Here is a 12,510-nt window from a genome sequence, read left to right on the forward strand (position 1 = left end):
TTCGTCTAGCCACTGAGGTCGCTCATGCCATCTGTGCCCACTCCCTCCATCCTGACCACTGACGTACTGATTGTCGGCGCCGGCGTTGCCGGTCTTTGGCTCAATGCGCGTTTGCGCCGTCAGGGGTTCTCGACTGTTTTGGTGGAAAACGCCAGCCTCGGCGGCGGGCAAAGCACAAAATCCCAAGGGATTATCCACGGCGGTGCCAAATACGCGCTGCATGGCGCCCTGAGTGGCGCATCGGAAGCCATCGCTGACATGCCTCGCCGCTGGCGTGACGCATTGTCGGGAAAAGGCGAGCTTGACCTGTCCAGCGTGCGCCTGCTATCCGATGCCCATTACTTGTGGTCGCCGGGCACTATCGCGGGCAACCTCACCAGCTTCTTCGCCAGCAAAGCCGTGCGGGGTCGCGTTGATCAAGTCACCGGCACTGACTTGCCGCCCGCGCTGCAAAATCCCGCATTTAAAGGCAAGGTCTATCGGCTGGCTGAGCTTGTGATCGACGTGCCCAGCTTGATTGAGCGCCTCGCCGAGTTGTCGGGCGAGAGTTTGCTGGCAGGCGAAAAAATCGAACCGCTGTATGCCGGGCAAGAGTTGACCGGTCTGCGGGTCGATGGCCGTGAGATTCATGCTCAGCGAGTGGTCTTGAGCGCAGGCGCAGGCAATGCCGAGTTGCTCAAGTCGATGGGCGTTACCTTCCCAATCATGCAACGTCGCCCGCTGCACATGGTAATGGTCAAAGGTCCGACGCTGAAACCGCTGTACGCCCACTGCCTCGGCGCCGGACCAAAACCTCGGGTCACGGTCACGACTCATCCAGCAGCTGACGGCCAGTGGGTCTGGTACCTCGGCGGCGACTTGTCGGAAGCTGACGGTGTAGCCCGCGATCCTGCGGCACAAATTGCGGCAGCGAAAAAAGAACTTGGTAATTTGCTGCCGTGGGTCGATTTGAGCCAGGCACAGTGGGCGACCTTGCGTATTGATCGCGCAGAGCCCGCGCAGTCAGGCCTGGTCCGACCAGACAACGCGTACTTGTCTGTGCAGAAAAGCCTGCTGGTGGGTTGGCCCACCAAACTCGCCTTGGCTCCCGATTTTGCAGATCGGGTTTTGGCGGCTTTGGCACGGGACGGGGTTCATCCGACACCGCAGTTACCATTGGTCGGACTGCCAAAACCGCCGATGGCGGTACCGGAGTGGGATCGGCTGCTGCCATGAAAACCTTGCACCCATTCCATCGCCCATTGGGCAGCACGGGGTTGAGTGTTTCTCCTCTGGGTCTGGGCACCGTCAAGCTGGGCCGTAATGAAGGGGTCAAATACCCCAACGGCTTCAAAATTCCGGACGACCGTGAAGCAGAAATGCTGCTTAAACTGGCGCGAGACTTAGGGGTAAACCTGATTGATACGGCCCCGGCCTATGGCACCAGCGAAGAACGGCTCGGTCCGTTGTTGCGTGGGCAGCGTCATGAGTGGGTCATCGTCAGCAAAGTCGGGGAAGAATTCGAAGGTGGTCAGTCACGCCATGATTTCAGCGCCGCCCACACCCGCCTGTCAGTTGAGCGCAGCCTTAAACGCCTTGAAACCGACTTCATCGATTTAGTGCTCGTGCATTCTGACGGCAACGATCTGGCCGTACTCAATGAATCCGGGGTTTATGAAGCACTGGCCGAATTGAAACAACAGGGCAAAATCCGCGGTTATGGGTTCTCCGGCAAAACCGTTGAAGGCGGCTTACTCGCGTTGCGCGAAGGCGATTGCGCCATGGTCACCTACAATCTCAACGAGCAAACTGAAAGGCCGGTTCTGGACTACGCCGCCAGCCATGGAAAAGCCGTTCTGGTGAAGAAAGCGCTGGCCAGCGGGCATGTCTGTCTAAGCCCTGGAATTGACCCGATTCACGCCAGCTTCCAACTGCTGTTTGCGCATCCTGGTGTTGCCAGTGCTATTGTCGGAACGATTAATCCGCTGCACCTGGCCCATAACGTGGCAATTGCTGCCGCCGTGATTCTTGGCCAAACCTGAATCTGGCGACGGCTGACCCCAACGAACGAAGGAGCCGCAATGCCGCGAACGTTGATTCGGAAAAACCCCAGCAACTTTAAAACCCTGCCATTGATTGTCGATGCCACGCCTGAAGGTTTGAGTTACCAGAGCGTCGGCATGCCGTTGAATTTTTCCCAAACACTGCAACGTCGTCGCAAGATCGACGTACCCGATGCCGAACGATTTTCGGTTGAGTTGGCCAATCTCGGGGTCTCAGTGCGGCTGACCCTGAACTGGCAAAACCGTGATTACTGGGTACTGGTCCGCCAGCGTCGGCAAGACCGTGGTGATGTGGTGTTAAAACTGATCTCTGGTTATGTGCCCGCCCACGAGCTTAATCTACCGCTGCACACGGCTATTCAGGAAGTTGCCGAAGAATGCCTGATCGAAACGCCACAAGGCTGGCTAAGCGGACGCTTCGGCGACACGTGGCTGCCAGCGCCCTACGCGTCGGCGCTGCACTACCGTGAGGCCCTGCCCTTTCGGTTGAGTCCGTTGTCTGGGGCGGCAAGACCGGTGCGCTGCGGCAACATGATGTTGATGGAACGCCCGCGCGCCTACGTGCATTTGCCCACTTCATCGCTGCAGCTGATCTATGACATGCGCCTGGAAGTGCCGAAAGACGCTCGCCCGCTCAGCCTATTCCATGTCGATGAAAGCCTGGAAAACGATGAACTGGTAGCGCGCTTGAACCGCAGCAAACCGGACTTGTATTTGATGCCGCTGGAAGACGGCGTGCCCAAAGCAGAGCTGTACACCCTCAAGCGCGACAAACTGCAACCGGCGGGAACTCGTGGTCTGTACCTGGCGGAAAGCTTTGCAGCACAAGAGGGCTGGGTCGTACGGGAAGAGCGGATTCGCTGGAAGGACTGGCTACGACAGCAAGGCATGACCCCGCCGCCGAAAAAGACCGGGCTCAAACGCTTGACCGGTAAATTGATGCAGCTCGCCCGCGGGCATCTGTAATTTGCGCGCCTCTGTGTGCCCCCCCCTGTGGGATCGAATTCATTCATGCCCTGAGGTGGTCCGTCAACGCGTTGTCGAAGCAAACACGGACAACTGTAGGACCTGGCGAAGGCTGCGAAGCCGGTACGACTCGGGGGTTTCATTGACGCGGTTGATAGCAAGCAGCCGCCGATACTGTGGGGAGGCCTGCCTGCGAAGAGGCCCATAATCACGCCGCTAATGTCGACCTGAAACCTGGGTCGCCGGCATTAACGCTTTCGTTGGCAAGCCATCTCCCACAGAGACTTTTGGCAGACACGGAATAGTAGGCACTGAAAATCTGATCGCAGCCTTCGGCAGCTCCTACAGAAAGTTCTGTGTCGCCAGAATCGGTGGGACCGAATTCATCCGGGAAGGCGTCGTGTCAGACACGTACGAGGTCGGATTGAAAATCCACTCCCGAATAAATTCGGTCCCACAGAGCCTCAGTCAAACCACACCAGACCACTAGGAGCCTTCACATCACTGATTGCGGATTTTCTCGACGATTGCCGTGGTTGAGCTGTTGGCAACCAGCCCCAGCACTTTGACCGTACCGCCGTACGCCTGAACGATCTCGGCACCGACGACCTGATCGATGCCGTAATCCCCGCCTTTAACCAACACATCTGGCTTGACCTGAGACAGCAGATGTTCCGGCGTGCCTTCAGGGAAGCTGATCACCCAATCCACCGCGCCCAAGCCTGCCAGCACGGCCATGCGCCGATCGACACTGTTGATTGGTCGGCCCGGCCCTTTCAGGCGGCTGACAGACGCGTCATCGTTGACTGCTACGATCAACCGATCACCCTGAGCGCGTGCTTGCTCGAGATAGGTTACATGCCCTGCATGGAGGATGTCGAAGCAGCCGTTGGTGAACACAATCGACTCTTTGTGCGCGCGCGCATCATCAATCGCAAGCAGCAGTTGCTCGAGGCTGAGAACGCCACGCTCCGACCCTTCTTCACGCTGAATGGCACGACGCAGTTCCGGTGCACTGATGGCCGCTGTACCGAGCTTGCCGACCACGATCCCTGCTGCCAAATTAGCCAGCGCGACGGCGTGAGGCAGATCTTCACCTGCGGCGATGGCAGCCGCCAGGGTCGAAATGACCGTATCGCCGGCACCGGTGACATCGAACACTTCACGGGCACGGGCTGGTAGGTGCAACGCAGGCTGGTCGGGACGTAGCAGGGTCATGCCGTGCTCGCCACGGGTAACCAACAGTGCGCCCAAGTCCAACTCGCTCATCAACTGCGCGCCTTTGGCGACCAATTCAGCCTCGTCAGCGCAATGACCCACGATGGCTTCAAACTCACTGAGGTTCGGCGTGAGTACGCTGGCACCGCGATAAATAGAGAAGTCTTTGCCTTTTGGGTCAGCCAACACCGGAATGCCACGCGCCCGTGCGGCCTGAATCAGCACTTGGTGGTTTTGCAACGCACCTTTGCCGTAGTCGGACAGCACCATGACTTTGATGCCGTCGAGCATGTCTTCGACATCGGCACTCAGCGCCAGCGAGTCAGTGGCGAACGATTCTTCAAAGTCGATCCGCAGCAGTTGCTGGTGACGGCTCATGACCCGCAACTTGACGATGGTCGGCTGATGGGCGATGCGTTGGAAGCGCGCATTCACGCCTGCGCCTTTCAGGCTGTTGGCCAAGCTGTCGGCAGCCTCATCTTCCCCGGTCACGCCAACCAAAGAAGCTGGCGCGCCCAAGGCGGCGATGTTCAGGGCAACGTTGGCGGCACCGCCCGGGCGGTCCTCGATTTGCTCGACTTTGACCACTGGCACGGGCGCCTCAGGTGAAATTCTTGAGGTACCGCCATGCCAATAACGGTCGAGCATGACATCGCCAACCACCAAGACAGGCGCCTGATCAAAACGCGGCATGGACAACTTCATCAAACAACCCGTTACTAGAATGAACAAGAGCGGAATCTTAGCACAGGGTTGGAGAGGGAACTCTAGGTGGCTGAACAGCCGAGGATTCAGGAGACTTAAGGTGTAAGACAATATATCTGTAGGCGCCAACGTGTTGGCGAGGCTGCACACCTGACAACCAAATCGTGAGTCCTTTAGCCAACACGTTGGCTCCTACAGACAAATAGAACCGTTTGAATGCTACGCGATACCCGCAACCACCGGTTCATCAAGCCCCAGAGCATTCAGACGAGCGTAATAGCCGTTCTGAGCCAATAGCTGCGCGTGAGTGCCACGCTCGACGATGCTGCCCTGATCCATGACCAGAATCAGATCGGCCTTCTCGATGGTCGACAAGCGGTGGGCTATGACGAGCGTGGTCCGGCCTTTCATGACCTGATCCAATGCCGCCTGGATATGACGCTCCGATTCGGTATCGAGTGCAGAGGTCGCTTCATCCAGAATCAGCAGCGGTGCATTTTTGAGCAAGGCCCGGGCGATCGCCAAGCGCTGACGCTGCCCACCGGACAGCAACACACCGTTCTCACCCACCTGAGTGTCGAAACCTTCCGGCAGTTGCTCGACAAATTCCAACGCATAAGCATCGGCTGCGGCGGCTTCAATGTCGGCGCGAGGCGCACCTGCCAGATCACCGTAAGCGATGTTATTGGCAATGCTGTCGTTGAACAGCGTGACGTGTTGAGTGACTTGGGCAATGTGCCGACGCAGATTACGCAAGCGATACTCTTCGATTTCTACACCGTCCAGAAAAATTCCGCCGCCACCATGGTGGTAGAAACGTGGAATCAGGCTTGCCAACGTCGACTTGCCGCTGCCCGAACGGCCAACCAGTGCAACCATCTGCCCCGGCGCTGCAGTGAAACTGATGTTGTTCAACACCTGCCGCTCTGTACCGGGATAGGTGAAGCTCAAGTTACGCACTTCAAGGTGGCCGGTCACGCGATCACGCTCGACAGTGCCGAGGTCCACTTCTGGCTCAACGTCCAACTGCTCGAAAATACTTTCTGCGCCGGACAAGCCCTTCTGGATAGTCGAACTGACTTCTGACAACTGGCGAATCGGCTTGGGCAACAAGCCCGCCGCTGTAATGTAAGCCACCAGATCGCCGGGGGTCGCATCGCCACGCAGCAACAACACCAGAAACATCAGCGCCGCCATGGCGGAATAGATGACCAATTGCAGCATCGGCGTATAGATCGCGCTGGTTTTGTTCATTCTCAGTTGCTTATCGGTGTTGCCTTGGCTGGCCTCCCGAAAACGCTCTTCTTCATAACTTTCGCCGCCGAAGCTGCGCACGACGCGGTAACCCTGGATGGTTTCCGAAGCAACGTGGGTAACATCGCCCATCGCAACTTGGATCTTTTTGCTTTGCCGGCGAAATTTCTTGCTAGCGCTGCCAACCATCAATCCAATCACCGGCAAAATCGCCAGCATGACCAAGGTCAGGTGCCAGTTCATCCACAGCAAATAGATGAACAGGAACACCACCGTCAAGCCTTCACGAATCACGGTTTTAATCGCGTCGGTCGCAGCGCCAGTGACCATGGTGACGTTGAAAGTAATGCGTGAAATCAGATGACCCGAGTTATGCGTATCAAAATAGCGATTGGGCAAAACTAACAGCTTATTGAACAACTCGACGCGCAAGTCATGCACCAGACCCAGCGAGACCTTGGCCAGAAAATAGTTACCCAGGTACGAGCCCAAGCCCTGCCAGGCTGCGATCAACACGATCAGCAACGGCACCGCTTGCAACAGCTGTAAGTCACGCAGGTAGGGAACATTGGGAAACAGTGCGGCTTCCGGGTTACTCAGTCCATCGACGAAGTATTTGAGGATGCCCGCCAGCATTGGCTGGGTTGATGCGAATATCACGAAACCGATGATGCTGAGGAAAAAGATGCCGATATAAGGCATGACATAGGTCAGCAGTCGGAAATAGATTTTCATACTGGAGCTTTGTTCTGGCTTGCTCATAGTCATCGGTACAGAAAAGAGAGCCGGAATACTATCACAGCCCGGAGCCATTAAACCCTAGGCCGCCGGCTGGGGTATGATGGCGGCCATTTTTGAAGGAGCCCGCATGCTCGCACTCGCTTACGCTGACTACCAAGCCTTACGCAAAGATGCGGAGGTGATCGAGGCCGATTTCTTCGGAGACAAGGTGCTGCGCCTCGAGGACGGCAACTTCATGAAATTGTTTCGGCGCAAACGGCTGATTTCGTCGGCAGCATTCTTTCCTTATGCCCAACGTTTTTCCGATAACGCAGTGGAGTTAAAGAAGCGCGGCGTGCGCTGCCCGGACATCCTGGCCACCTACCGGGTCGCCACTATTTCCCGTGATGTGGTGCATTACGAACCGTTGCCAGGCTTGACGTTACGGCAAGTCATCGCTGATCCCACAAACTTCAGCGATCCTGTTTTGCTCCAGGCATTTGGACGCTTCGTTGCAAACCTGCACAATCTGGGGATTTATTTTCGCTCGTTGCATCTGGGCAATGTCGTGATGACACCCGACAACGAACTGGGGCTGATCGACATTGCCGACATGCGCACCCTGCGCGGTCCGTTGCGCAAGAGCATGTGCTTGCGCAACTTCCAACATATGCGCCGCTATCGGAACGACCATGAGTGGCTGCTTCAAGAACAAGGCACACATTTCTTTAACAGCTACAGCGCCCACAGCACTCATGGCTGGGAGCGCAGCACCCTTATAGAAAAGCTGGCGTTGTAAGATTCAGACGCGGTCAATCAATGGCCGCTCGCTGACCGGGGTTTTACTCAGGCACAAACTGAGCAGGAACGGCACCCAAACCACCATCCACATCGCTCGCGCCCGCCCGAACAGGGTAAACACATCAAACTGCAAGGCCACCGAGGCGAAGACCCACGCCAGCAGCACGGCCATGCCCAGCGTTTGATCGCGGCAGCGCCAAGCGCGCAACCCGACCCAGCCCCAGAGAAACACCCACAGCGCGGTAAATATCACGCCGTATTGCAACGCGGTATCGAGCACAAAATTATGGCAGTGGTCGAAAATCGCACCGCCGGCCGACACCGCATAGTTAGCGCTCAGGCCGATGCCGAGCCACGGATGCTGCGGTATAAGCTCCAGCGCGTTTTTTATCAACCCCAGCCGTTCGGAATCACCCCGCTGCAACAACGAGGGTTCAAACATGAACAGGCAAACAGCAGCGATAACCAATGTCACCGCCAACATCCTGTAGAGCGGTCTTCCTCCCACCAACATAACCACGCCGGCCACCGCCACCAATGAAACAAGCGGGCCACGACTGCCGGTCATGATGACAAACGACAATGAGCACGCTTGCAATGCCGCCCACGCCAGCCTTGCCCAAAGGCGTTGAGGCCACCAAGTGCAGCTGAGCACCAGCAAAAACCCGATGGTATAACCGGCTGGATTCGGGTTATCCATGAAACTGCCAAACCCATAAATCCTCGGCAGATCGCGCATTGGAAACGCAATGATGGAAACCAGCGCATACACGCCAGCCATCGCGCCCCAAATAATCAGCATGCTTTGCAGTTGTCGATTGAATATCCGGCCCCACACGACCCAGCCCAGCACCAGCGACAGGAAAAACAGTTCGCGCTTGATCAGCGTTAAATAATTTTCATCCGTGCCGCTCCAGCTCAGGGATATAACCGACCAACTGAATAACACCAGAAACAGCCACAGCTCTCGCCGTCCCTGGACCATTTCCCGAAAATCCCCGAACCGTTTGATCAGCAGATAGATGCACGGTAAATACACAAACGCCGTCATTAACCAGGTATAAAACTTCATCGAGGGCGTCAGCAGCACCCCGGCAACGCTCCAGAACAACCCAAAGCCAAGCAACTGGCCCGCCATTCCGAAATGACTGCGCAATGCGCTCAATTGAGTTCGTATATCGTGGAAGCCATCGATGAAGTTACTGGACTGCTGAAGATTACGACTCACCGAACACCTTTATTCTTGTTGGATTTGAAGATGAAATGCCTGAAGCGTTTCCACGTCAGTCTGTTCCAACGGTATACCGGAATGCTGATGAACAGTCCGCGAGCAAAGTCTTTGTCGGCGACCACTGACTCTTTCAGCGCCTTATTGACGATGGCCAATTTAGCTGACGCATAAGCAGGGTTGTCTTTGTACGATTCGATGACCTGCAAGTCATAAATAAGCTGACTTTTGTAGGCAACCTTGGAAATGTTTGTATCGTGTCGGCGGTACAAGGTGACGAAGTCAGGCAAGATATCGACGCGATAATCCAAGCGAGCAATTTTCAAGGTCATCTGAAAATCCTGGACCTTGATCGTTGGATCGTAACCCCCAACCCTGTCGATTGCTTCCCGGCGGTACATCGCAACAGGCGCACCCACCGCATGGGCACTCGCGAGCAGTTGATCAAATGTCCAGCTTTGCACCGAGTTCTTGGTAGGCTCGCTGTGTTTGAGCTGCGTCCCTTCAGCATCTATATAAATGACTCTTGCACCGAGTAAGCCAACGCCAGGATGCTCTTGCAGATAACTGACCTGACGACGCACGCGGCCTTCGAGCATCACATCATCGGAATCGTGGGTGATGATGAATTCGCCGACAGCATGACTCAGGGCCGTATTCAGCGCAGCACTCACGCCCTCGTTTTCTTGTTGATAGAACTGAAAACCGTAGATCTGGCGCAACGCCTCGATTTTTTCGGCGCTGGCGTCGGTCGATCCGTCGTTAACGACAATCAACTCAAAGTTGTCATAGTCCTGCCGAAGGATACTCAGCAAGCACTCTTCGATGTAGCGCTCGTGGTTGAAACACGGCACCAGAATCGAGACCAAAGGCCATTTCATGTTCGAGTCCAATCCGTCCCTTCCTGCCGTTGCATCCATTGCCGTAGTGGTTTGCTACTGCTTGATGCCTGCGGATCATCCCACCTGCCAAAAAAAAACAGGTGAGCATCCTTACGCAATGTAGGTTTCATAGCCATCACTGTTTACTGCCGATTTTTTTAAAGTAGAAGTGTTGTTTTCCAACGCCTGCCCTCTCATGTCCACGTACTGAATTTTCGTTCGGGGCACATCAATCCGAGCAGCATCGTCCTCGGAGAGCATACCCGTCAAACTCAATAGCTGAGTCCAACCACCGATCAAATTCCAACGGTTCCTCGAAGACGGTCGAACCAGCTCAATTTTGCCTGGACCCGAAGTTTAGGCTCAAGCTCTTGGACAACGCGTTTACCAATTGCCGCGAAACTGAATTGTGATACCGCAAGATTTCTTCCGTTGATGGCTATTCGCGATGCCAGTTCGGGGTCGGTACGTAGCAGCGCGAGCTTTTCCTGCAACTGGGGAATGCTGCTGTAGAACACCACGTTCTGCATATCTATCAAACCCAGCGCACTATTCTCGGCGGCCCCTTGATCGAATGCCAACAATACGCAGCCACAGGCCATGGCTTCGAAATTTTTGATCATGTATTCGCCCATGCCGACATCCGCGCTTACAAAAAACTGAATCCGATTCAACGTGTCGCGATATTCCTCGCCGGATTTGGTCCGGGTCACGACTAGCGTTTCCACCCGGCCTAGCTCTTCAAGCAACGCCTTACGACCGCTATAGGCAACGCTGTTGGTGCTGCCGACGAAGGCCAGTTCGATGTCCCGCTTGCGGCCTTGGTCCTGTAACAAATTCTGGTCGTAGCCTTTGGGTACAAACACCGCGTCGACACCTTCTTCGCGCAGACGCTCGCTGACCATGAACCCTGAACTGATCACCCGCACCCACGGCAGTTTGCGATAGTGCGCGCTGAATTTGCCGGTGTATTTGCAGGGGATGTAATTTTGGTAGGCGTCGTGTTCGAGAATGACCAGATTGGGAACCGTGCGAATAAACGGTACCTGACGAATTTCTTGTTTGAAGCGAAGAAAGAAAACGATGCGGTCGTAACGTGTGACGTCCACTTCACGCCGGAAGTAGCCTCGCAGGTTCCGCTGTTGCGCCGAAGTCAGCCAGCGCAAATCACATTCGCAATGCTCCGCGACGCCCTCATACAGGCGATCCAGAATGGCACGCTGTTCCTTTTGCACCAGAAATAGAACCTTCATCGTTTTCCTCAAGGCGCAGTGCCGGTTAAATCAACTGTCCTTGCGCCAGAACAACTCGTGTCGGCGGACGGCTTTTCTGAAAAATTCGTTTTCACCTTCTGCCGGCCAACGTCGCCCCGCCAGCAGCTGTTGCAACCAACGACGGACCCGGCGCTTGAAAGGCGCTGGCGGTTGCAGGTCGTGCATCATGCCCAGCGCCATGGCCTTGTCACGTTGTGTCGAGGCCGACAGTTCAAGGCTGTAAGGGATCAAATCATCGCCTGCAAAATAGGGCGGCAAACTTACGCCGGTGTAGGCGTTGCCCATGGGCCAGCGGTCGTTGTCATGGAGGTGATTGGCATAGCCGAGAATCGTTTGCGGCTGCCATTCCAAGCCTTGCAATGCCTCAAGCACGGCGGCCTGTGCGCAGATGTGATCTGGGTGAGGGTCAATCGACGGATGCGGCATGACCAACACTTGAGGACGGGCCTTCAACAACACAGCACGCAGATCCGCCAACAGATTGTTCCAGGTCGGCGCACCGTCCGAATCGCCGGGTAACAGCATCGGATTGAACTGACGAAACAGTCGGGTATCACTCAATTCTGCTTCTCGGGATGCAATGGGCTGATCCGGCGAGGCCTGCATTGCAGTTAGTTGCAGACAGAAATACCCGAGCTGTACGCAATGGGCTTCCGGCACCCCACCCCAACGCGGCACCGCGATGCTGTCCCAAGCACGCAAACGGCCTTTGACTCGCGCCGCTTCAGCAGGCGGCATGCCCATCTGCTGATAATGTTCGGCTTCGATTTCACCGGCGGTCAGGGTCACGATCCAGGCTTCATCCGCTTGGCTGTATAAGCCGAACGCTGCCAACTCGGCGTCATCGGCGTGGGGCGCAATCACCATGACCCGCTGACGGCGGGCATCAGTGTGGCGAAATACCCACAACCTCGGTGGCCCTAACACCCGACAAAACCGTCCGCGCACACGCAGCGAGCTGTCGGCCAATGAGGCGCCCAGGCCGGTCAAATTCAGGTAACGCAAACCGTCGACGCCGCGTTCGAAGGCCTGCTGATCGCTGGCGTCGGTGCTCAGCAAATCAATGACGGGGTCCAGAAAACGTCCAAGCCACGAGCTTTTGATTCGCAGCTCAACGATCAATGTTTCATCGCCGGTCAGCGTCAGCGGGTGATCACATCGCAAAGACTCGCCCTCCAGACGGACATTCAGCTGTTCGTTGTCCTCCGGGAGGCGGTAACAATAATCATCTTTCGGGGAGTAAAACAAATGGTCGGCAAACCAGGCTTCATGGGCTACCCATCCCACAACCGCCAACAGCAGCGGCAACCACCACGCCACCAGCACACCGATCACAACCAGCAGCAGTAGGCCGATCAGCAACACCGCGCGCTTGTTGCGCCGGTGGCGCTTGAGCAACTGCTGCTTTCGGCTCAGCCCTG

At 56.2% G+C, this 12,510-nt stretch carries 10 protein-coding genes; 4 read left to right on the top strand and 6 right to left on the bottom strand.

Annotated features, from left to right (window positions below; genetic code table 11):
• Positions 1-24: 24 nt before the first annotated feature.
• From RHM65_RS03415 to RHM65_RS03425, 3 genes are read left to right on the top strand one after another with little or no spacing between them, the layout of a single operon-like run.
• Positions 25-1,215, top strand: a complete 1,191-nt coding sequence (locus tag RHM65_RS03415) for an NAD(P)/FAD-dependent oxidoreductase (protein ID WP_322167342.1) — start codon at positions 25-27, stop codon at positions 1,213-1,215.
• Positions 1,212-2,021, top strand: a complete 810-nt coding sequence (locus tag RHM65_RS03420) for an aldo/keto reductase (protein WP_322167341.1) — start codon at positions 1,212-1,214, stop codon at positions 2,019-2,021. The genes RHM65_RS03415 and RHM65_RS03420 overlap by 4 nt, the downstream gene beginning before the upstream one ends.
• Before the next feature lie 39 nt (positions 2,022-2,060).
• On the top strand, positions 2,061-3,008 hold the full coding sequence (locus tag RHM65_RS03425) for a metal ABC transporter ATPase (protein ID WP_322167340.1): 948 nt from the start codon (positions 2,061-2,063) through the stop codon (positions 3,006-3,008).
• Between the two features lie 501 nt (positions 3,009-3,509).
• On the opposite strand, the gene hldE is transcribed toward RHM65_RS03425, so the two are convergent.
• Together hldE and msbA are read right to left on the bottom strand one after the other, a co-directional pair.
• Complete coding sequence (gene hldE / locus RHM65_RS03430; RefSeq protein ID WP_322167339.1) at positions 3,510-4,931, bottom strand: bifunctional D-glycero-beta-D-manno-heptose-7-phosphate kinase/D-glycero-beta-D-manno-heptose 1-phosphate adenylyltransferase HldE; 1,422 nt, start codon at positions 4,929-4,931, stop codon at positions 3,510-3,512.
• A 219-nt stretch (positions 4,932-5,150) separates the two neighbouring features.
• Positions 5,151-6,947, bottom strand: coding sequence for a lipid A export permease/ATP-binding protein MsbA (gene msbA / locus RHM65_RS03435; RefSeq protein WP_322167338.1), 1,797 nt, complete (start codon positions 6,945-6,947; stop codon positions 5,151-5,153).
• 106 nt (positions 6,948-7,053) lie between these two features.
• On the opposite strand from msbA, the gene RHM65_RS03440 reads away from it, so the two are divergent.
• Positions 7,054-7,704, top strand: a complete 651-nt coding sequence (locus tag RHM65_RS03440; protein ID WP_322167337.1) for a toluene tolerance protein — start codon at positions 7,054-7,056, stop codon at positions 7,702-7,704.
• Positions 7,705-7,707: 3 nt separating this feature from the next.
• Here RHM65_RS03440 and RHM65_RS03445 read toward each other — a convergent pair whose 3' ends face one another.
• The 4 genes from RHM65_RS03445 to RHM65_RS03460 all read right to left on the bottom strand — a co-directional run bounded on the left by RHM65_RS03445 (position 7,708) and on the right by RHM65_RS03460 (position 12,505).
• On the bottom strand, positions 7,708-8,934 hold the full coding sequence (locus RHM65_RS03445) for an O-antigen ligase family protein (protein WP_322167336.1): 1,227 nt from the start codon (positions 8,932-8,934) through the stop codon (positions 7,708-7,710).
• Positions 8,931-9,815, bottom strand: coding sequence for a glycosyltransferase family A protein (locus RHM65_RS03450; RefSeq protein ID WP_322167335.1), 885 nt, complete (start codon positions 9,813-9,815; stop codon positions 8,931-8,933). Before RHM65_RS03450 ends, RHM65_RS03445 begins: the two co-directional genes overlap by 4 nt.
• 296 nt (positions 9,816-10,111) lie before the next feature.
• Entirely contained in the window at positions 10,112-11,068 is a 957-nt protein-coding gene (locus RHM65_RS03455) for a glycosyltransferase (protein WP_322167334.1), read from the bottom strand.
• 30 nt (positions 11,069-11,098) lie between these two features.
• Complete coding sequence (locus tag RHM65_RS03460) at positions 11,099-12,505, bottom strand: PIG-L deacetylase family protein (protein ID WP_322170681.1); 1,407 nt, start codon at positions 12,503-12,505, stop codon at positions 11,099-11,101.
• Positions 12,506-12,510 lie beyond the last annotated feature (5 nt).

Source organism: Pseudomonas sp. CCI4.2 (assembly GCF_034350045.1).
Classification (GTDB): domain Bacteria; phylum Pseudomonadota; class Gammaproteobacteria; order Pseudomonadales; family Pseudomonadaceae; genus Aquipseudomonas.

Bases quoted from the DNA above. Each gene is read 5' to 3' on its own strand.
- RHM65_RS03415 (WP_322167342.1), top strand. From the start codon at position 25: ATGCCATCTGTGCCCACTCCCTCCATCCTGACCACTGACGTACTGATT.
- RHM65_RS03420 (WP_322167341.1), top strand. From the start codon at position 1,212: ATGAAAACCTTGCACCCATTCCATCGCCCATTGGGCAGCACGGGGTTG.
- RHM65_RS03425 (WP_322167340.1), top strand. From the start codon at position 2,061: ATGCCGCGAACGTTGATTCGGAAAAACCCCAGCAACTTTAAAACCCTG.
- hldE (WP_322167339.1), bottom strand. From the start codon at position 4,931: ATGAAGTTGTCCATGCCGCGTTTTGATCAGGCGCCTGTCTTGGTGGTT.
- msbA (WP_322167338.1), bottom strand. From the start codon at position 6,947: ATGAGCAAGCCAGAACAAAGCTCCAGTATGAAAATCTATTTCCGACTG.
- RHM65_RS03440 (WP_322167337.1), top strand. From the start codon at position 7,054: ATGCTCGCACTCGCTTACGCTGACTACCAAGCCTTACGCAAAGATGCG.
- RHM65_RS03450 (WP_322167335.1), bottom strand. From the start codon at position 9,815: ATGAAATGGCCTTTGGTCTCGATTCTGGTGCCGTGTTTCAACCACGAG.
- RHM65_RS03455 (WP_322167334.1), bottom strand. From the start codon at position 11,068: ATGAAGGTTCTATTTCTGGTGCAAAAGGAACAGCGTGCCATTCTGGAT.